The 20200-nt window shown below is 69.2% G+C and carries 15 protein-coding genes; 11 read left to right on the forward strand and 4 right to left on the reverse strand.

The genetic code is table 11. From position 1 onward, the window contains the following. Positions 1 to 58 precede the first annotated feature (58 nt). The gene (locus ACN26Z_RS10710) at positions 59 to 3607 is read right to left on the reverse strand and encodes a ThuA domain-containing protein (RefSeq protein ID WP_421460909.1); all 3549 of its coding nucleotides are present in this window, start codon (positions 3605 to 3607) and stop codon (positions 59 to 61) included. Positions 3608 to 4139: 532 nt separating this feature from the next. On the opposite strand from ACN26Z_RS10710, the gene ACN26Z_RS10715 reads away from it, so the two are divergent. The 6 genes from ACN26Z_RS10715 to ACN26Z_RS10740 all read left to right on the forward strand — a co-directional run bounded on the left by ACN26Z_RS10715 (position 4140) and on the right by ACN26Z_RS10740 (position 12225). Continuing rightward, positions 4140 to 5648 (forward strand): sugar ABC transporter ATP-binding protein, encoded by a 1509-nt coding sequence (locus ACN26Z_RS10715; RefSeq protein WP_421460912.1) that lies wholly within the window; start codon positions 4140 to 4142, stop codon positions 5646 to 5648. 31 nt (positions 5649 to 5679) lie between these two features. Next, positions 5680 to 6654 carry an ABC transporter permease gene (locus ACN26Z_RS10720; protein WP_421460915.1) on the forward strand — a complete coding sequence of 325 codons (975 nt, stop codon included), beginning with the start codon at positions 5680 to 5682 and terminating at the stop codon, positions 6652 to 6654. Between the two features lies 1 nt (position 6655). Next, entirely contained in the window at positions 6656 to 7639 is a 984-nt protein-coding gene (locus ACN26Z_RS10725) for an ABC transporter permease (RefSeq protein WP_421460918.1), read from the forward strand. Positions 7640 to 7651: 12 nt separating this feature from the next. Continuing rightward, positions 7652 to 8839 (forward strand): substrate-binding domain-containing protein, encoded by a 1188-nt coding sequence (locus tag ACN26Z_RS10730; RefSeq protein ID WP_232511164.1) that lies wholly within the window; start codon positions 7652 to 7654, stop codon positions 8837 to 8839. A gap of 7 nt (positions 8840 to 8846) precedes the next feature. Then, positions 8847 to 9698: a sugar phosphate isomerase/epimerase family protein gene (locus ACN26Z_RS10735; RefSeq protein ID WP_282239361.1), complete on the forward strand. Its 852-nt coding sequence runs from the start codon at positions 8847 to 8849 to the stop codon at positions 9696 to 9698. A 130-nt stretch (positions 9699 to 9828) separates the two neighbouring features. Beyond that, on the forward strand, positions 9829 to 12225 hold the full coding sequence (locus ACN26Z_RS10740) for an RICIN domain-containing protein (RefSeq protein ID WP_421460922.1): 2397 nt from the start codon (positions 9829 to 9831) through the stop codon (positions 12223 to 12225). Positions 12226 to 12278: 53 nt separating this feature from the next. Here the strand turns inward: ACN26Z_RS10740 and ACN26Z_RS10745 are convergent, their stop codons facing one another. Continuing rightward, positions 12279 to 13541, reverse strand: coding sequence for a hypothetical protein (locus ACN26Z_RS10745; protein ID WP_421460925.1), 1263 nt, complete (start codon positions 13539 to 13541; stop codon positions 12279 to 12281). Positions 13542 to 13818: 277 nt separating this feature from the next. Here ACN26Z_RS10745 and ACN26Z_RS10750 point away from each other — a divergent pair, with 277 nt between their 5' ends. From ACN26Z_RS10750 to ACN26Z_RS10770, 5 genes are read left to right on the forward strand one after another with little or no spacing between them, the layout of a single operon-like run. Then, positions 13819 to 15045, forward strand: a complete 1227-nt coding sequence (locus ACN26Z_RS10750) for an MFS transporter (RefSeq protein ID WP_421460927.1) — start codon at positions 13819 to 13821, stop codon at positions 15043 to 15045. A gap of 51 nt (positions 15046 to 15096) precedes the next feature. Beyond that, entirely contained in the window at positions 15097 to 16689 is a 1593-nt protein-coding gene (locus tag ACN26Z_RS10755; protein ID WP_282239357.1) for a GGDEF domain-containing protein, read from the forward strand. Between the two features lie 43 nt (positions 16690 to 16732). Beyond that, positions 16733 to 17467 carry a YqjF family protein gene (locus tag ACN26Z_RS10760; protein ID WP_421460930.1) on the forward strand — a complete coding sequence of 245 codons (735 nt, stop codon included), beginning with the start codon at positions 16733 to 16735 and terminating at the stop codon, positions 17465 to 17467. A gap of 43 nt (positions 17468 to 17510) precedes the next feature. Further along, positions 17511 to 17756 carry a FitA-like ribbon-helix-helix domain-containing protein gene (locus tag ACN26Z_RS10765; RefSeq protein ID WP_164445404.1) on the forward strand — a complete coding sequence of 82 codons (246 nt, stop codon included), beginning with the start codon at positions 17511 to 17513 and terminating at the stop codon, positions 17754 to 17756. Then, positions 17753 to 18181, forward strand: coding sequence for a type II toxin-antitoxin system VapC family toxin (locus ACN26Z_RS10770; protein WP_421460933.1), 429 nt, complete (start codon positions 17753 to 17755; stop codon positions 18179 to 18181). Before ACN26Z_RS10765 ends, ACN26Z_RS10770 begins: the two co-directional genes overlap by 4 nt. A gap of 150 nt (positions 18182 to 18331) precedes the next feature. On the opposite strand, the gene ACN26Z_RS10775 is transcribed toward ACN26Z_RS10770, so the two are convergent. Together ACN26Z_RS10775 and ACN26Z_RS10780 are read right to left on the reverse strand one after the other, a co-directional pair. Continuing rightward, complete coding sequence (locus ACN26Z_RS10775) at positions 18332 to 19732, reverse strand: permease prefix domain 1-containing protein (RefSeq protein WP_282239355.1); 1401 nt, start codon at positions 19730 to 19732, stop codon at positions 18332 to 18334. Next, positions 19729 to 20103 carry a PadR family transcriptional regulator gene (locus ACN26Z_RS10780; RefSeq protein ID WP_282239354.1) on the reverse strand — a complete coding sequence of 125 codons (375 nt, stop codon included), beginning with the start codon at positions 20101 to 20103 and terminating at the stop codon, positions 19729 to 19731. The genes ACN26Z_RS10775 and ACN26Z_RS10780 overlap by 4 nt, the downstream gene beginning before the upstream one ends. Positions 20104 to 20200 lie beyond the last annotated feature (97 nt).

Here is a 20200-nt window from a genome sequence, read left to right on the forward strand (position 1 = left end):
GCTTTTCGGAAACCGGTCCCGACCGGGGCGTCCTTGACGGTCGCGATGGTCGCGACGGTCAGGCCAGGCTGAACCGCCACTGCTGGTTGGTGCCGCTGTGGCAGGTCCACTGCAACAGGCGGGCGCCGTCGGTGGTGGCACCGCCGTTGACATCGATGCAGAGCCCGCTCAGCACACTCTTCACCGTGTAGACCCCGGTGGTACCGGTGGACGCGACGGTGAACTTTTGCTGGTTGCTGTTGTTGCAGGTGGCCTGCTGGAGGAAGGCGCCGGGGGTGGTGGAGCCGCCGGTGATCTCCGCGCACTTGTTGCTGTGCACGGCCCGGAGATAGACGGCACCGCCGCCGGCGTCGACCGCCTGCCACTTCTGGTTGTTGCCACCGGTGGCCGCCCACTGGTGGATCTGCGCGCCGTCGGCCGTGGAGACGCCGCTGACGTCCATCAGCTTGTTGCTGTGTTGTGCGGTGAGCGTCCACGTACGGCCGGCTATCCCACCACCGGTGTCACCGACGCCCACTCCCGGACCACCGAAGGTGTGCGAGTCCAGGTCGAACCAGTTGTTGCCGCTGCCCTTGAACACCAGGTACAGGGTGTGGGTGCCGGCGAGCGGGGTGACGTTCACCGGCGGCGTGGACTGGTAGTTGTCCCAGCCGCCGGTGCTCGGCACCGGGGTGGTGGCCAGCAGCGTGCCGGTGGCCGATCCGGCCCGCAACTCGATCGATCCGCCGCCGGAGGGCGACGACAGCCGGTAGCTCACGGTGTTGATGCCGGACAGGCTCATCGGGTTGAACGCCACCCAGTCGTTGTTGGAGATGTCCCCGATGCGCTTGCCGCTCTCCGCGCCGGCCTGGTCGATGACCCGGGTGCCGGACTGACTGCTGTAGTACTCGGCCTGCTTGTGCTGGGGTTGGAGGATCACCTGGGCACGGCCGGTGAGTGGAGCCGCGCCACCCGCGCCGCCGTCGTCGGTGTACCGCGCGTTCAGCACGTAGAACAGGTTTGCGCCGTCCGGGTGCCCGCCGAGCAGGTCGGTGGGAATGGTCCCGGAGCAGCCGGCGTAGTCCGTGGTCTCGTGCGCGTGGTCGTCGTGCCCGAGCGCCGGGTTGAGGAAGACCTTGCTGCAGTCGATCGGTGCGCCGCCCGGGTCGGTGACGGTGATCTGGTAGGAGACCCGGTCGCCGAAGGTGAGCATGCCACCGTTGGCCGGCGTGGTGATGGTGACCACCGGAGCGGTATTGCCGACGGTGATCGGCACGTTGGCGAAGGCCGTCTTGCCCGAGCTGTCGGTGACCTTCAACTGCGCCGTGTAGTTGCCGTTGCTGGTGTAGACCTTCGACGGGTTGGCCGCCGTCGAGGTGGTGCCGTCGCCGAACGTCCACAGGTAGCTGATCGTGTCACCGGGGTCGGGATCGGCCGACCCGGCGCTTGAGAACTGCACGGTCAACGGGGCGTTGCCGCTCGTGGGGGTTCCGGTGGCCTTGGCGATCGGTGACCGCCCGCCCTGGACGTAGTCGATCCGGTAGAGGCCGGAGTCGCTGTTGCCGCCACCGAAGTTGGTGCCCCACTCCAGCAGGTAGAGCGAGCCGTCCGGGCCGAACTCGAGGTCCATCGGGCTGTTGAACCGCGTGTTGGGCAGGAACGGGTTGGTTCGGGTGACCGCCGACGCCGAGTCGAAGTGCATCTCCTTGATGTAGTCACGCGACCACTCGTAGAAGAAGTGCACTCCGTCGTAGTACGGCGGGAACTTCGTCGCCGAAGGGTTCTGCGGGTCGTAGCGGTAGACCGGTCCGCCCATCGGTGCCGAGCCGCCCGAGCCCACCTCTGGGAAGTTCTGCGAGGCGCCGTAGCCGTACCACAAGTTGGGCGCGACGACCGGCCGGAGGTTGGTCAGGCCGGTGTTGTTGGGCGAGTTGTTGACCGGTGCGGCGCAGTTGAACTTGGCGCCTACCACGCCGGTGTCCGGGTTGTACGGCGCGTACGGCTGGTTGTCGCCGTGGCAGAACGGCCAGCCGTAGTTGCCCGGCGTCTTGATCACGTTGAGTTCGACGAGGCCCTCGGGGCCCCGGTTGGTGGTCGGTGGGTTCCGGTCCGGTCCGTAGTCGGCCAGGTAGACCCAGCCGTTGGCCGGGTCGATCGAGAAGCGGAACGGGTTGCGGAAGCCCATCGCGTAGATCTCGGGCCGGGTCTGCGCCGTCCCCTGGGGGTAGAGGTTGCCCGACGGAATGGTGTAGCCGCCACCGGCGGAGGGCCGGATGCGCAGCAGCTTGCCGCGCAGGTCGTTGGTGTTGCCGGCGGTACGCGCCGCGTCGAGCATGTGCTTGCCCGGGCGCCAGTCCAGCGGGGCGTAGCCCTGCCAGTTGGGGTCGAGGTTCGGCGCGACGTCGTCGCCGGTGCCGATGTAGAGGTTGCCGTCGGGCCCGAAGGCGATGTATCCGCCGGTGTGGCCGGGTTCGGGGTACGTCCGGTCGCGGTAGGCCGGGATGTCGATGATGGTCACCCCGCTGGACATGTTCAACGTGTCGCCGTTGAGGGTGTAGCGGGAGACCCGGTTGACGTCGGTCGAGCTGCTGGCCGGGGCGTGATACACGTACACGTACCCGTTGCTGGCGAAGTTCGGGTCGAGGGCCAGCCCGGTCAGCCCGTCCTCGCCTCCGGTGTAGACACTGAGCGTGCCGGCGGTCACCGTGCTGTTGGTGCTCGGCTTGAAGATCTTGACCTGGCCGCCGCGCTGGACGTACAGCACCCGCCCGTCGGGTGCCACGGCCAGTGCCATCGGGTCGACGGTGTTGCTGTCGAGGGTCCGCTTCTCGAAGTTGCCCCAGACGGTGCCACCACAGTCGCCCGGCTCGTTGCCGGCGGCCCACTTCACCCCGCCGAGGACGTGATTGCGGAAGTGGGTCTCGCTGTAGGACGCCGCGGCGTGGCCCATCGCGGTGGCCCAGACCCGGCCCCCGCCGGTGTTACGGCACCAGGAGATCGGGTGGTCGGAGCCCATCGCGCGGGGGCCCGGGTTGTACGTGCGCTCGTCGGCGGTGACCAGGACGTGCACCTCACCGCGCGGGTTCTTGTCGAAGTTGTACCACTCTTCGCTGCGGTTCCAGCGATCCGGCAGGCTGGCCGTCGACGGGTGCTTCTTGTCGGCGACGATGGCGGTGCCGGGCAGGACGCCGGGGGAGTGCTCCGGCATGTGCGCACCCGCGTTGATGGTCTGGTCCCACCAGGGGTACTCGCCCTCGATGCCCATGTCGGTGGCGTTGTGGATGGCCACGATGCCCTTGCCGCTGGCGAGGTAGCCCTCCACCGCCTGGCGCTGGCTGGCGGAGGTCCACACCATGCCGGACGTCTGGAACATGATCAGGACATCGAAGGTGGCCAGGTTCGCTGCGGTGAAGACGCTGGAGTCCTCACTGTGTACCAGCTCGAAGTTGTCGGACGCGGCCTGCTGCTGGAACATCGAGACCCCGGCCGGGATCGAGTCGTGCCGGTAGCCGGTGGTCTTGGTGAACAACAGGGCGCGGAACTCCGGAGCCGCTGATGCCGGCTGGACCAGCGCGAGCGCCAGTAACAGACCGGCGATCAGTCCGATGATGGCTGTCTTACGACGCATGCCGTCTCCTCGTCGGGGGTGGAGCAACAGGGGGCGCGACCACGAGTCCGGTCACCTCCCACGGCACGTCGGGTGGTGCCTGGTGTGGCACGACGGGAGGCGTGCGCGGTGGTCTTCGCACGGTTCGTCGTACCGACGTGACACTGCTGGATGTGACGCAGAGTCACGCCCGGGTGGGTTCCGGGCCCCGTGGTGGCAAGGAGCCTAAATAGTATCGATATGGACATATATTGATGTTAACGACAACATGGATGGGACTGATCATCGGCGTCCGCGCTCCCCAGTGGACCCCACCCGGCGTCTTTGCCTGTCGTTGGCCCAGTCGGTAGTCCGGGAAGATCGGGGATTGCGTACCCATCCCCGAGCATCTATCTTCATACGTGTGATGTTTCGGTCATGTCAAGCGAAAGTTTGAGCACGACAACAGGAAGCTTCGCTTCCGATAACTAAAGCCAGGTGACCGGCCGGTCCTAAGTGAACTTCGAGGTGGCGCACCGATGCCCTTGGCGATTACTATCCGTAAGGATTCTTGATGTCAGCTCGACCCCCGGCGCTGCTGACCCTGCGGGGCATTGGCAAGTCCTTCTTCGGGGTACGCGTTCTCGACGGTGTCGATCTCGACGTCGCTCCGGGCGAGGTGCACGCCGTGGTGGGCGAGAACGGTGCCGGCAAGTCCACCCTGATGAAGATCGTCTCGGGTGGGTACGCCCCGGACGGCGGCACCGTCGAGTTCGCCGGGCGAGCACGCGTGTTCGGCGGCCCGCGTGACGCCCAGCGGGCCGGCATCGGCATCATCCACCAGGAGTTCAACCTCCTGCCGGAGCGCACCGTCGCAGAGAACGTGTACCTGGGCCATGAGCCGAAGCGGCGTGGCCTGGTCGACCGGCGACAGATGCTCAGCCGCACCGCGGAGCTGCTGGCCACCATCGGGGAGACGGAACTGCCCGCCGATGCCGTGGTGGGCCGCCTCGGGGTCGCTCAGCAGCAGGTGGTCGAGATCGCCAAGGCGCTCGCGCTCGACGCGCGCCTGCTCATCATGGACGAGCCCACCGCCGCACTGGCCGACCACGAGGTCGAACTGCTCTACGGCCTGGTGCGACGGTTGCAACAGCAGGGCATCGGCCTGCTGTACGTCTCGCACCGGTTGACCGAGGTCTTCGACCTGTCCGACCGGATCACGGTCCTCAAGGACGGCCGCCTGGTGCGGACGATGCGCACCGCCGACGCCACACCGGAGGACCTGGTACGCCAGATGGTCGGCCGGGAGCTGTCCAGCTACTACCCGGATCGGGCCGCGCCCGGGGACGCCGGCGCGGTACGGCTGGCCGTGCGCGGTGGCGGGAACCGCAAACTACGCGACGTCGACCTGGAACTGCGCGCCGGTGAGGTGCTGGGGATCGGTGGTCTGCAGGGCTCCGGACGCTCGGCGCTGGCCCGCGCGCTGTTCGGCGTGGAGCCGTTCACCACCGGCGTGGTCACGATCGACGGTAGGCCGACCCGGCTGCGCTCCCCGCGCGCGGCGACGCGGGCCGGCCTCGCGTACGTCACCGAGGACCGCAAGGGCGAGGGCATCGTCGCCCGGCAGTCGGTGCTCGACAACGCGCTGCTCGCGAGCCGGGCGGTCTTCCCGGCCCGCTCGGGTCGCGCCGCGCGCACCGTACGCGTCCGCGAGCTGCTTGCCGCGGTGGAGGTCCGGGCCGCCGGTGACGACCAGGAGATCCGATTTCTGTCCGGCGGCAACCAGCAGAAGGTGGTGCTGGCCAGGTGGCTCGCACTCGACCCGCTGATCCTGCTCTTCGACGAACCCACCCGGGGCATCGACGTGGGCGCCAAGTCGGCGATCCACGATCTCGTCCGTCGGCTCGCCCGGGCGGGTGCGGCGGTGCTGATGATCTCGTCCGAGCTGCCGGAGCTGCTCGGCATGAGTGACCGGATGCTCGTCATGCGCGACGGCCGTGTCGCCGGTGAGCTGCCCGCCGGCGCCACCGAGGAGGACGTCGTCGCCCTGGCGGTCGGGACGGTACGGGAGGCGGCGGCGTGAGTAAGCGGAGCGAGCGAAGCGAGGCGGCGGCGTGAGTCTGCTGTCGCTGCGGCCGGCGCGACGGCCGGTACCTGGCGTGTTCGTGGCGCTTGCGATCACGCTGGCGCTCGGTTGGCTGATCGTCATGATCGATGGCGGTCAGCTGTTCAACCAGTCGACGACGGTGAGCCTGCTGCACGTCGCCGCCGGGCTGGGCCTCGTCGCGGTCGGTCAGACCCTGGTCATCCTCGGTGGGTCGCTCGACCTCTCGGTGGCCTACGTGATCAGCCTGAGCACCCTCGTCGCGGCCGAGACGATGAACGGCAGCGATGGGGCGCTGCTGCCCGCGGTCGCTTTGGCGCTCATGGTCAGTGCTGCTGTCGGGCTGCTCAACGGGCTGCTCGTCACCAGGCTGCGGATCAACGCTTTCATCGCCACCCTCGGCGTCGGGCTGCTGCTCAAGGGATACCTCGACAACGGCTACGACGGTCCGGCCGGCAGCACCTCGCCCGGGCTCGTGCAGAGCCTCGGCTACCAACGCATCGGCCCCGTACCACTGTCCTTCCTGCTGCTGCTCGCCGTGACCGGGGCATGCTGGTTCGCGCTGGCGCGGACCCGGTTCGGTCACCATCTGGTCGCCGTCGGCGGTGACCCGGAGGTCGCCCGACTCTCCGGCGTCCGCAACGACCGGGTTCTGGTCATCGCCCACGTGCTCTGCTCGCTCTGCGCCGGACTCGCCGGGATCTACCTGGCGAGCCGGCTCGGCTCGGGTGCCCCCCGGGTGGGCACCGAAGGTCTCTACGACCTGGAGTCGATCGCCGCCGTGGTCATCGGCGGCACCGCTCTCGCCGGCGGCCGTGGTGGCGTCCTCGGCACGCTCGGCGGCGTGCTGTTGCTCGCCAGCATCGACGCCATCTTCAACCAGCTCGAAGTGGACGCCTTCTTCAAGCAGGTGATCCGGGGGGCCATCATCATCGCCGCCGTGGCCGTCTACGCCCGTCGGGCCATGCGAAAGGCGGCCGTCTGACATGCAGCTCGTCAAGCGTCGCCCGCTGCCGCCCCAGCTGACCCGGGTACGCGCCGGCGGGCTGCTGCCCCTGCTCGCGATACTCGCGGTGCTGCTAATTCTGGTCGCCGTGCGCCAGCCCGATTTTCTGGCGCCGGCCTCCCTGATGTCGTTCCTCGGCCGCTCGGCGCCGCTCATCCTGCTCGCCGCGGGTCAGTATTTCGTGATCGTCTCGGGCGAGTTCGACCTGTCCGTCGGCTCGCTGGTCACCGCACAGGTCGTGGTCGCCGCCCGGCTGATCGACAGCGATCCGTCGCGGACCTGGCCGGTGGTGCTGGTGCTGCTCGCTGGCGGGGTGCTCGTCGGGCTGGTCAACGGCCTGATCACGACGCGACTGCGGGTGCCCTCGTTCATCACCACCCTCGGCATGTTCCTGATCCTGGTGGGTGCGGTCTATCTCTGGTCCAACGGCGCGCCCAAGGGCGGGCTCTCCGAGGAGTTCCGTCGCTTCGGCCGGCGTGCGTTCGAGGACGTGCCGGTGTTCGGCCGTATCCCGTACGCCCTGCTGGTCCTGCTGGTCCTCGCCACGCTCGCGGTGCTGCTGATGCGCTCCGACTTCGGCCGGATCCTGGTCGCGGTCGGGGACAACGCACGTACGGCGGAGCTGAGCGGCGCCCGGGTACGCCGTACCCGGACCATCGCCTTCATGCTGAGCGGCCTCGCCGCCGCCGTCGCGGCCATCCTGATCGGCGGCTACAGCGGGGTGTCCTTCCAGGCCGGTGCCGGTCTGGAGTTTGGCGCCATCACCGCGGTCGTGCTGGGCGGGGTCGCCCTGGGTGGCGGACGTGGCTCGGTCGTCGGCGCGATGCTCGGCGCGCTGACCCTCGAACTGCTCTTCACGCTCATGAATTTCTACGGCGTCTCCGGCGCCCTCAGACCGACCGTTCAGGGCGCCATCATCCTGTTCGCCGTGGCGGTCTCGAGTCGACGTTCCACGTCGAGATAAGGGGATTTCTAAATGAAACGACGCATGGCGGCCACGGCCGCGCTTCTCCTGGTGTCCCTCGTCGGCTGTGCCACCGACGAGCCCGCTGCGACCCCTTCGGACGGCTCTTCGGCGCCCCCTGCCGGGGCCGGCACCGGCGAGCAGTCGAAGTTCTTCGTGCAGGCCGACTACGACAACGAACTCGCGCTGCTCGACGCCGCACCGACCGGTCCGGCCGACAAGCCGTGGGAGCAGGTGCTCAACCCGAAGATGGTGGACACCGCCAAGTTCAAGAAGGACGGCCCCTACAAGATCTGCTTCTCGAACGCGGCGTTGAACAACCCGTGGCGTCAGGTCGGCTTCAAGACCATGCAGGCCGAGGTCGAGGCGCAGGGCGACCGGATCTCCGAGTTCGTTCACGTCGACGCCGAAGGCAAGGACCAGAAGCAGATCGCCGACATCAACGACCTGCTCGGCAAGGGCTGTGACGCGCTCATCGTCTCGCCGAACACCACCGCCACGCTCACTCCGGCCGTGACGGCGGCCTGCGACGCCGGCCTGCCGGTCATCGTCTTCGACCGTGGCGTCGACACCGACTGCCCGGTGACGTTCATCAACCCGATCGGCGGGTACGGGTTCGGTCACGTCGGAGCGGAGTTCGTCAGCCAGCAGATGAAGCCCGGCGGCAAGGTTCTCGCGCTGCGTATCCTGCCCGGCGTCGACGTGCTGGAGACCCGGTGGTCCGCCGCCAAGGTCGCGTTCGACAAGGCGCAGGTCGACGTGGTCGGGGTCGAGTTCACCGATGGCGACCCGGCCAAGACCAAGAAGATCGTCAACGACTACATCCAGCGGCACGGCACCATCGACGGCGTCTGGATGGACGCGGGCGCGGTCGCCGTCGCGGCGGTGGAGGCGTTCCAGGACGCCGGTCAGCCGGTGCCTCCGATCAACGGCGAGGACCAGCTCGACTTCCTGAAGATGTGGAAGGACGAAGGGCTCACCGCGATCGCGCCCACGTACCCGACCTACCAGTGGCGTACGCCGATCATCGCGGCGCTGCGAATCCTCGACGGCCAGCAGGTGTCCGACCCGTGGAAGCTGCCCCAGCCGACGATCACCCAGGAGAATCTGGACAGCTATCTCGACCCGAACATGCCGCCGCTGCACTACGCGATGTGCGGCTGCACCGACCTGCCGGGTTACCCGCAGCGCTGGAAGTAGGCGTCCGTTGCGTGCCGTCGGTGTCAATCCCTGGGTGTGGACCTCGCCGGTCGACGACGAGGCCCTGACCGCACTGATCCCCCGGATCGCGGCGCTCGGCTTCGACGCGGTCGAACTGCCGATCGAGCAGCCGGGTGACTGGGATCCGTACCGCGTCCGGGACCTGCTCGCCAGGTACGGACTGGACGCGGCCGGCGTCTGTGCGGTCACCCCGCCCGGGCGGGAACTCGTAAATGCCGCCCCCGCCGTGGTGGAGGCCACGGTGGCGTACCTGAACAGCTGCGTGGACAGTGCGGCGATCATCGGCGCGCCGTGTGTCGGTGGTCCGGTCTACGCGTCGGTGGGCCGCACCTGGCCGATGACGCCGACGGAACGCGCGACCTGTTACGCCGATTTCCGTCGGGCGCTGGTACCGGTTGCCGACCGGGCCGCCGATCGGGGGGTGTCCATCGGGGTGGAGGCGCTCAACCGGTACGAGACCAGTGTGGTCAACACGATCGAACAGACCGTGGAGATGATCGACGGTCTGCCGACGAACGTCGGCCTCATGATCGACACGTACCACATGAACATCGAGGAGGCGAACCCGTACGCGGCGCTGGCCGCGGCGGGTCCGCACATCAAGCACGTACAGGTGAGCGGCACCAACCGGGGCGCGCCCGGGTCGGATCACCTGGACTGGCCCCGGCTCCTCGCCGCCCTGGCCGCCACCGGCTACTGGGGTGCGATCTGCATCGAGTCGTTCACCCCGGAGAACGCGACGATCGCGACCGCCGCCTCGATCTGGCGCCCGCTCGCCCCGTCACCGGACCGGCTCGCGGGGGACGGGCTGGCCTATCTCCGGAGCATTCTCGGCTGAGCTGCGCCGCCCTACGCCCGGTCACCGGCGTGATCTCAGTCGATCCTTGCGCAGACATCATTCGTATGATGAACTGCCGTCCACATACCACCCACCACACCGCACCACCCGTCCAGGTAAGGAGACCCCCGTGTCCGTACCTCCACCCCCCGGCACACCCCGACGGGTGCTGGCCGCGGCCGCGACGGTGGCGCTGACCGCCGCGGCCACCGTGGCCGGCGTGACCACGTTCGCCGCCCCCGCGCTCGCCGCGACCACCACCCTCTACGCGTCCCCCTCCGGTGGCGGCAGCAGTTGCACCGCCGCGCAGCCGTGTTCGTTGGCCGGTGCGCAGACCGCCGTCCGCTCGATGAACAGCTCGATGTCGGGCGACATCGTCGTGCAACTGGCTGACGGCGTCTATCGGCTCTCCGCACCGCTGCGGTTCACCGCCGCCGACTCCGGCACCAACGGCTACCGGGTGATCTGGCAGGCGGCACCGTCGGCCCGTCCCGTGATCAGCGGCGCGCGGGCGGTCACCGGCTGGACGCAGGTGGACGCCGGCCGCAACATCTGGCGGGCCAACGTCGGCGCCGGCACCGACACCCGCCAGCTGTACGTAAACGGTGCGCTCGCCACCCGGGCCCGTACCCAGGTCAACCGGGCGGACTTCACCGCGGACAGCACCGGTATGCGGTTCACCAGCGGCGCCCTGAGCTACCTCAACAACCTGGCCAACCAGAGCCGCATCCAGATGGAGAGCGTCAACTCGTTCACCGACCGGTACGTGTCGGTGCAGAGCATCAGCGGCAGCCTCATCCGGATGCAGCAGCCCGGCTGGAGCAACAACAACTTCGGGTACGACACGTTCACCAGCCCACACCGGGCCGGACCGCTCTACCTGGCCAACGCCTACGAGTTCCTGGACTCGCCGGGGGAGTGGTACCTCGACCCGGGCACCGGCGCGCTGAACTACATCCCGCTCGCCGGCCAGAACATGAACAGCGTAAGCGTGGAACTGCCGACGCAGCAGTCCCTGGTCAACCTCGGCGGGACCTACGCCGCGCCGGCACACCACATCACGTTCACCGGTATCACCTTCACCGGAACGACCTGGCTGGGGGCCAGCAGCAACCAGGGCTACGTGGACCAGCAGACCGGCGCGTACATCTACGGCAACTGGAACTGGCCCAGCTTCTCCTCCTGCCACAACGGTTGCCCGCAGTTCGAGGCCACCCGACCGAACTGGCAGCAGATGCCGGCCGCCGTGCAGGTCTCGGCCGCCAACAACATCACCTTCAGCGACTCACAGTTCGTCAACCTCGGGCAGACGGCGATCGGGATCGGCAACGACGCCAACGCCCACGGCAGCGGGGTGGGCCTGGGCACCAGCAACATCACCGTCACCCGCTCCGAGATCGCCCGCAACGCGGCCGGTGGCATCGTCGTCGGTGGCGTACGCGCCGACGCCCACCACCCCAGTGACCAGCGCATGGTGAACCGGGACATCACCATCAGCAACAACCGCCTGCACGACCTGGGCATCGAGTACCGGGGCATCGTCTCGGTGCTCACCACCTACGTCACCAACTCCACGGTCTCGTACAACGAGGTCTACAACATGCCGTACACCGGCATGTCCATCGGGTACGGCTGGGGCTCCAACGACGCGGGTGGCAGCGAGCACTACGCCGGCCGTGGCCTGTACAACTACCAGCCGCGCTACACCACGGCCACCACCGCGTCGAACAACCGGCTCATCGGCAACTACGTGCACGACGTGATGCAGCAGATGAACGACGGCGGGTGCATCTACACCCTGTCGGCGAACCCGGGCGGGTTGATCAGCGACAACTACTGCCTGCGGACCAACGGCTACTTCGGCGTCTACTTCGACGAGGGGTCCCGCTACTACACCGCCCGCAACAACGTGTTCTCGTCCACCGGCACCTGGGCCACCGCCAACTACTGGTACGCCGAGAACATGGGCAACTTCACCGTCACCAACAACTGGTCGACGAACGGCAGCACCAACGTGACAAACGGCGACCGGGGCAACGTCGTGTCCGGAAACGTGACGGTGACCAACGGCAACTGGCCCTCGGGCGCCCAGGCGGTGATGGCCGGGGCCGGTCCGCAGGGCGGCACCAGCAACCCGCAGGGCGTGCAGATCGTCGGTACCCAGTCCGGGCGGTGCGTGGACGTCGAAGGTGCGAGCACCACCAACGGCGCTCAGGCGAAGCTCTGGGACTGCCACGGCGGGACGAACCAGCGCTGGACCTACACCGCCAGCAAGCAACTCATGGTGTACGGCAACAAGTGCCTCGACGCGTCGGGGCAGGGCACCAGCAACGGCACCCTGGCGATCATCTGGGACTGCAACGGCCAGGTCAACCAGCAGTGGAACGTCAACGCCAACGGCACCATCACCGGCGCGCAGTCCGGGCTGTGCCTCGACGCCAGCGGCTACGGCACCACCAACGGCACGGTGGTCCACCTCTGGGCCTGCCACGGCGGCGCCAACCAGCAGTGGAATCTGCGTAACTGACGATCCGGGTGGGTGGGGCCGCGTGCCGACCCCACCCACCCGGGTTACTCGGTTCAGGACGCCTGACGTCGAAGGTGTTCGGCGAAGGCGGATTGGCTGCCCAGCATGACCATGATCGCGTTGCGGTAGGCGACCGATCCCCACAGGTGCAGTTCCTCGTCGTCGAGGCCGCCGAAAATGCCGGCGAGCGCCTTGCGCGCGCGGCGGTCGAGGACCTTCTGCGGTCGGGCGAGCAACTCGCCCGCGCGGCGCAGCGCGTCGAGGTACGCGGCGACGGCCGAGGTGTACGCGGGCCCGCCGAGTTCCTCCAACATGCCGAACTCGAAGAGGTGCAGCGCCGCCTCCGACTCCCAGTCCGGGGTGCGTTGGACGTGGCGGATCAGCATCACGTGCCGCGCCTCGAACAACAGCAGGATCCCGCGGCCGAGCCGACTCAGCGGCCGGCGGCTCGACGGCAGCCGCAACGTGCGTACCGGTTGCCCGGCGGCCACGTCCACCGCACCGGCGAAGCTGGGCATCCGCTCGCCGCTCGGGACCGGGTCGGGTACCAGGCAGACCCGGTCGGCGTAGACCAGGTCATCCCGGCCGGAGAGCGACCGCATCGCCGTCGTGGCGACCTCGGTGAAGGGACGGTCGTCGGTCGCCGCGTCCGGGTCGAGGGCGTAGACCATCCCCGGCCGGCCGGGCGTAGGGACGCCCAGGACCGCGGAACTCCGCAGGAAGCCCCAGGTCGTTGCGGCCCATCGGCTGCGCCGGGCAACCTCGGCTGCGGTGTCCCGCCAGTCGCGGGCCAGCCGCAGCCGTTCCCGGACGTCGGTGGCGTCGGTCATCTCAAGCAGCGCGCGGGGCAGTGGCGCGACGGGATCCACGTGGAGCGGGTCGGTGACGATGGACGGACCGATCGCCGCGTGTTCGGCGCAGTCCGCGTCGGTGTGCGGATCGCCGGTCGCGCCGTGGCAGTCTCCCAACCAGGTGACCTCACGGCTCACCGACTGTCGGGCGAACGCTGGCGCCGGCAGCATGCCGGCGCGCAGGATCCGCTCGTACTGCACCCGAGCCCGGGCCGTCCGCAGCATGTCGAGCGGCAGGACCGGGGCCAGTGTCAGGACCGTCTCGATGATCGTGCAGTGCGGGCAGACGGGCCCGTCCGGGTCGACCACGCGGAACTCCCGCAGATGGTCGAGACCGGGCTGCTCCCACTGCACGCCGATGCCGCCGCCCTCGCGCAGCATCAGGTAGAGGTGGGTGGTGGCCTGCCGGTCCCGGGTGACGGCCGCCATCTCGTCGAGGAACCGCCGGCGGCTGATCTGCTCCACCGCGTCACTGTATCGACCGGCGTCGCGATCATGGCTCGGCGCGAAACGGCGAAATCCAGTGCCGGCGTACGGGATCGGCCGACTATCCTCCGCTTCGACATCCGTCGACGGACAGGAGCTGAGATGCGCCTCGACCTGGACACGGCCGCCGCTCCGGCGCGAGAGCTCCCCGTGCGCTGATCCGTGCGGTCCACCGCCGGTCCACCGACGGTGGCGGTGCTCCTCGCTGCGGAGCGGTCCCCTGACGACCGTTTCCCTTCCAGTTCGAGGAGCAATCTTGCGTGCCCTGGTATCCGCGCGTCTGGGCGCGGACTTCGCCAAACTCTGGACCGCCTCGGCGGTGTCCAACATCGGCGACGGCATCACCATGGCGGCCGGCCCACTGCTGGTCGCCTCCATCACCGAGAGCCCGGCGCTGATCGCCGGTGCGGTCTTCGTACAACAGCTGCCCTGGTTGTTGTTCGCCCTGCTCAGCGGTGCCTACGTGGACCGGATCGACAGGCGTCGCCTGGTGGTGGCGGTGAACCTGGTGCGGGCCGTCGCGCTCGCCACGCTGACGGTCACCATCGCCACCGACACCGTCACGGTGGTCATCTTCTACGCGGTGCTCTTTCTGCTCGGTACGGGGGAGACGCTGGCCGACACCGCCATGGGTGCGCTGTTGCCATCGGTGGTCGCCCCCGACCGGCTGCCGAGCGCGAACGCGCGGCTCTACGCCACCTTCACGATCGGCAACCAGTTCGTGGCCAAGCCGTTGGGCGCCGGGCTGTTCGTCATCGCCGCAGCGGCGCCGTTCGGCCTCAACGCACTCACGTTCGCCGTCGCCGCGGTGCTGCTGGCGGGGTTGCGGCCGGCCCCGGCACCGGCGGCCACGACGCGTGCGTCGGTGGTCCGCTCGATCGCCGAGGGGGTGCGGTGGCTGTGGCGGCACCGGTTGCTACGGACCCTGGCCCTGAGCATGGGCGTGGGCAACGTCGCCTTCTGCGCGGCGTTCGCGGTGTTCGTGCTCTACTGCCGGCAGCGTCTGGGCGTCTCCGGCGTCGGCTACGGCTTCCTGCTCACCGCGTTCGCGGTCGGCGGGCTGGCCGGCACGGCGGTGGCGACCCGACTCGTCCGGATGGTCGGACGAACCGTGGTGCTGCGGGGCGGGCTGATCGTCGAGGTGGTCACGCACCTGGTTCTGGCGACCACGACGGCAGCATGGGTAGTGGTGGTCGTCCTGGTCGTGTTCAGCGCGCACGGCATGGTCTGGGGAATCACCGTCGCGTCGCTGCGTCAACGGCTGGTGCCGTCCCGGCTGCTCGGCCGGGTCGGCAGCGCGTACGCGGTGCTCGATCTCGGCGGGGCGGCGGTCGGCTCCCTTCTCGGTGGCCTGATTGCCGGCAGCTGGGGCAACACGGCCCCGTTCTGGATCGCCGGGGTGACGATGGCGGTTGTCGCTGTCGCCGCCTGGCGACCGCTGGCACAGAGTCCAAACCGGTCGGAGACTATCGAAGAGAGCTGATTACCGTACCATCGGGCTGTTCTTCCCCTGGGTGGGTGCGGAGGAGACCGCATGGACGATGTGACCCTCCGAGCCCTGCGGCTACTGGAGGAGGCGCAGGCCGGTGGCGCGGCCCAGGTGCTGGCGGAGGCGGTCGCGGCGCTACGGGAACCGACCGGGGAACTGCGCGACGGCCCGGCGGCGATGCACTTCGTGCGCGTCGTGGCGCTGACCCGGCTCGGTGACCTGCGCGCCGCGATCGCCGCCGCCGATCTGATGCTCGTCGCCGCCGAGCGGGAGAACAGCGCCGGGTGGCGCTCCTGCGCGCTGTCGCTGCGCGCCGACCGGCGGCTCCGCCTCGGCGACCAGGACATCGCCGAGTACGACATCGAAGCCGTCCTGCGGGACCTCGTTCGCGCCGAAACGGCCCTGCTGGCCGGCGAACCGGATCCGGTGATCGAGGGCAACGCCCGCACCGGGCTGGCGATCGGGTACGCGAAGCTGCGCCTCTACGAGCTGGCGGCGCCACAGTTCCAGGCGGCATACGAGACGACCTGCCGACCCGGGTACCCGGACAACGGCAACCGGGCGATGTGGCTGTGCAACCTCGCGGAGCTCAACCTCATGTGGGCCCTGGAGTTGTATCAGGTCGGCCAGGTCGCCGAGGCGGAGAAGCACACCACGGTGGCCGAGGAGCACGCGGCGCGGGCGATGACGGAAGCCTCCGGCCCCAAGGCGGAGGTGTGGCGGCTCTCGGCGTCGCTCTTCGCGGCGTGCGCCCGCGCCGACCGTCAGGACCCGGCCGGTGCGGCGGAGGACATTCCCCGGGTACTGGCGTCGTTGCAGGAGCACGGCGTCGAACAGCGACACCAGGAGCAACTGCTGTGCCGGCCGTTCCACGCCGTCGCGCTCAGCCGGTCCGGGCGGCCGGCTGAGGCGCTGCGGGTCATCGAGGAGGCGGTGACCGGCCTCTCTCCCGACAACGACTGGTTGATCACGGCGGCGCTGCACCGTACGCACGCGGTGCTGCTGGCGAAGACCGGGGCACGCGACGCACTGCCGGGCCTCACCTACGGCGACGCGCTCGCGGAACTGCTGTGGCGTCAGCGACATCGCTGGCTGCACGCGGCGGTGACCATGCAGTCGTACGACGTGCTGCGGTGGCAGCACGAGCGGGCCGAACGGGCCGCGCGGATCGACCCGCTCACCGGGGTGGCCAACCGGCGGGGCCTGGACAGCTTCCTGGAGCGCCTGGCCACTCCCACGGCGGCCGGGACCGATCCGGTGGCGGTGCTGATCGTGGACGTGGACCGGTTCAAGGACATAAACGACTCGTTGGGGCACGCCACCGGCGACGACGTGCTGCGGGCCGTTGCGCAGGTGGTCGCGGCAAGTGTCCGCCGGGACGACTTCGTCGCCCGGCTGGGCGGTGACGAATTCGTCGCGATCCTGCCGGGAGCGGATCTCGGCGCCGCTGAGCAGGTCGCCCAGCGGGCCGTCGACGCCGTGGCCGCGATGGCGGTGTGGCAGGTGACGGTGAGCGTCGGGGTGGCGGGCGGTTCCGCGTACACCCTCGGAGAGACCCTGGCGCACGCGGACGGTGCGATGTACGCGGCGAAGCGGGCCGGCGGAAACCGGATGGGCAGCCGTCACCCCGGTACCTGACCGCCGGGTGCCGCGGCGTCGGCCGGTCCGGCAGGATCGGTACGTGGACATCGAGCCGGTCGACGTCGCGCCCATCCGGGGGTTCCGCCGCGCGATCCTTCGGCAACGCTGGGATGATCTGATCTTCCTGCACTGGCCGGTCGAGCCGGAGCGGGTTGCACCGCTGCTGCCGGCCGGCACCCGCCCCGACACGCTCGACGGGCTGACCTACGTCGGGCTGATCGGCTTCCGGATGGTCGGTCTGGGGCTGGGATTCGGACCCGGCGTACCGTACTTCGGCAGCTTCTGGGAGACCAACGTCCGGTTGTACTCCGTGGACAGCTCCGGCCGACGGGCCGTGGTCTTCCGCTCGCTCGACGCCTCCCGGCTGGTGCCGGTGCTGGTCGCCCGGGCGACCCTGCGGCTGCCGTACCTGTGGTCGGCCATGAAGCTGGAGCGAGACGGCGACCGGCTCAGCTACCGGTGCCGGCGTCGCTGGCCGGGCCCGACCGGCACGACCAGCCGGATCGAGGTCCGGGTCGGCGGGCCGATCGCCGAGCCGACGCCGCTGGACCACTTCGTCACCGCGCGCTGGGGCCTGCACACCCGGGCGTACGGACGTACCCGGCACCTACCGAACTGGCACCCACGTTGGCCGCTGCACCACGCGGAACTGCTCGCCCTGGACGACAAACTGGTGACCGCCGCCGGGCTGCCGCCGCCGCAGGGGCCACCGACAAGCGTGCTCTACTCACCGGGGGTGCCGGTCGCCTTCGGCCCGCCGACCAGCGTGCGGTAGCCCATGCTAGCATTGCTCTCATTGGGTGGGTGGGAGGAACAGCATGGCAGCCCTCAGCATCAGAGATCTCGACGACAGCGTGCGCGACAAGCTGCGCCGCCGCGCTGCGCAACACGGCCGATCCATGGAGGCCGAGATCCGCGACATACTCACTGCGGCAGTTGCCGAGGACGCGCCGGCAAACGATCTGTTCAGCGCACTCACCGATCGATTCACCAGACTCGGTGGGGTTGAGCTGGATGTACCGGCACGTTCCACGGCCCCCCGTGCGGCGGATCTGCCCGAATGATGATCGTTCTCGACACCAACGTTGTCTCCGAGCTCATGCGGGCCGAGCCCGCTCCAGTGGTGCTCGCGTGGCTCCAGCAGAGTTCGAGCACCGGCCTGTACACCACAGCCGTTACCGTCGCCGAGATCCGCTACGGCATTGCGCGGCTGCCGGAAGGCCAGCGCCGGGAATCACTGCACCAGGCTGCCAGCGAGATCTTCGCCGCCTTTCCTCGCCAGGTGCTGCCCTTCGACCTCGCCGCAGCCGGTGCCTACGCCGACGTAGTCGCGGTGCGGGAAAAACTCGGCCACCCGATCGATGGGTTCGACGCCCAGATCGCCGCCATCTGCCGCGTCCAGGCCGCCACCCTCGCCACCCGGAACACTAAGGACTTCACTGACACAGGGATCGATGTCGTCGATCCCTGGCGCGGCGCGACCAGCTGAGACGCCGGCACTCACTGCATAGTCGATCGGCATGAAGGCGCTTCAAGCGGTTGCCGGTGCCAGGAGCTGGAAGATCGGCGCGCAGGCGGCCACCGGGCGCGGACGATTGCCGTCAGTGCTAGCCGGTGGCCGCTCGGGTTGCGCGGCGGATCAGAGGTAGCTGAACAGCGGCGGGAAGAGCAGCACCACGACCCAGGCCCAACCGGCGTACACCGGTAGGTAGCCGGTCTGCCAGCGTTCCAGGGCCGCGAACGGGGTGCGCCGACGGATGAAGTCCAGCATCAACCACGCCGACCAGGCGAGGTTGGCCAGCAGGATGACGTTCTCGCCGAGGGCCGCGGCCTTGTTCGGGGTGGTGCCGTACTCGGTGATCCGCTCGGTGATCGCCCACAGCACCAGCACGTCGATGATGAGCGCGCTGACCACGAGGGCGAGTTGCAGTCGGTCGAACAGGCCGGGCGGGGCCAGCGGGTCGCGGGCCGAGATCGAGTACAGCAGCAGCCCCAGCACCACGACCAGCAGCAGGTCGAACAGGATCAGTGCCTCCCGCTCGACGTTGATGCCGGCGGTGGTCCAGACGATGGCGACCAGGAAGGCCAGCAACGCGGCGGTGAACAGCGGCGTGAACAGGCGGGTGAGCACCGGGGCGATGTTCTCGACCACACTCTGCTTGGCCTCGACGAGCCAGCCCGCCACGACCACCGCGGCCACCACGCCGCACGGCAGCAACCATTCCGAGACGAAGCCCTCGGGGTCGATCCCGATGGCCTGGAAGGTGCCGACCGTGAAGGCGGTCAGCACGCCGCCGCCGAGGGCGATGAGGACGAAGTAGACGAAGCATTCGCCGGTGAATCTGATGAAGTCCATGCGCCGTCGCGACGAGCGCAGATCGTCGGAGACATAGGCCAGGCCGACCACGAACCACAGGGCTATCGGCAGGTGGATGGTGGTCAGCACCAGCGACTGGGAGTCCTCCGCGAGGGAGTAGGCGTTGGCGGCCACCGCACCGAGCGCGAACAGGGCGACCATCACCCCGATCAGCGCCCTGCCGGCCCGGCGGCGCCAGGCCAGGTACGCGGCCAGCCAGGGCAGCGTGAACAGCGCGAAGTTGGGTGCGTAGAAGGCGCCGTCCTGTTGGAAACCCAGGCCGAACAGCTCCGGCAGCTTGATCGACACGGCCGCACCGACCGCGCAGACGATCATCGCGGTCAGGTCGCGCCGGGACCGGTTGCCCGTCTCCGGGTCGTCGGCGCCGCCGGTCAGCACCAGTTGCTTCCACAGCCGCTCCGAGTGTTCCCGGGCGAACTCGCGGGACAGTTCGTCCAGGCCGCCGAGCCGTTTGACCGCGACCAGGAACGCCTCGTCGGGGCGCAGGCCGGCGGCGATGAGCTCGTCGACCGAGCCGCGAAGGTGGTCCTCCAGTTCCTCGACGTCGGCGCGCTGCAACTCCGGGCGGCGTCGTACGTAGTGACGCCACTGGGCGAACTGGTCCTCCAACGCGTCCGGGCCGGGGGATGGCGTGCCAGCGTCGGGGCTGCCGGGCGCGGTCATGCCAGACCTCCGAGGGGAATCGTCGTCGAGCGCCGTACGTCGCCGGGGTCGGCCCAGATCGCCTTGAGGGCGCTCACCACGGTGTCCCACTGGCGACGTTGCTCGGCCAGCTCGGCGAGGCCGCTGTCGGTGATGCGGTAGTACTTGCGTCGCCGCTCCCCGGGGACCGACTGCCAGCTCGACTCCACGTGACCGAGCCGTTCGAGCCGGTGCAGCAGGGGATAGAGCAGCCCTTCGGTCCAGTCCAACTCGCCGTCGGACAGCTCGTTGATGCGTCTGAGGATCGCGTACCCGTAGCTCTCCCCGTCGGCCAGGATGCCGAGCACCATCGGCGTCGCCGAGGCGGCGACGAGATCCTTGGTGACCTTCATGAGATTCTCCCACCACCAATACCTAGAACTATGAGGCATAGTAGTTCTAGGTATTCAGGTGGCGCAAGGAAAGCCCGCCGGCGGTGCCGGCGGGCTT

Origin of the sequence: Verrucosispora sp. WMMD703 (assembly GCF_049178935.1) — a bacterium.
In the GTDB taxonomy this organism is placed as follows: domain Bacteria; phylum Actinomycetota; class Actinomycetes; order Mycobacteriales; family Micromonosporaceae; genus Micromonospora; species Micromonospora sediminimaris.

Coding starts and splice junctions, on each gene's coding strand:
- ACN26Z_RS10770 (WP_421460933.1), top strand. CDS start 17,753: ATGATGATCGTTCTCGACACCAACGTTGTCTCCGAGCTCATGCGGGCC.
- ACN26Z_RS10710 (WP_421460909.1), bottom strand. CDS start 3,607: ATGCGTCGTAAGACAGCCATCATCGGACTGATCGCCGGTCTGTTACTG.
- ACN26Z_RS10775 (WP_282239355.1), bottom strand. CDS start 19,732: ATGACCGCGCCCGGCAGCCCCGACGCTGGCACGCCATCCCCCGGCCCG.
- ACN26Z_RS10765 (WP_164445404.1), top strand. CDS start 17,511: ATGGCAGCCCTCAGCATCAGAGATCTCGACGACAGCGTGCGCGACAAG.
- ACN26Z_RS10780 (WP_282239354.1), bottom strand. CDS start 20,103: ATGAAGGTCACCAAGGATCTCGTCGCCGCCTCGGCGACGCCGATGGTG.
- ACN26Z_RS10725 (WP_421460918.1), top strand. CDS start 6,656: ATGCAGCTCGTCAAGCGTCGCCCGCTGCCGCCCCAGCTGACCCGGGTA.
- ACN26Z_RS10730 (WP_232511164.1), top strand. CDS start 7,652: ATGAAACGACGCATGGCGGCCACGGCCGCGCTTCTCCTGGTGTCCCTC.
- ACN26Z_RS10755 (WP_282239357.1), top strand. CDS start 15,097: ATGGACGATGTGACCCTCCGAGCCCTGCGGCTACTGGAGGAGGCGCAG.
- ACN26Z_RS10715 (WP_421460912.1), top strand. CDS start 4,140: ATGTCAGCTCGACCCCCGGCGCTGCTGACCCTGCGGGGCATTGGCAAG.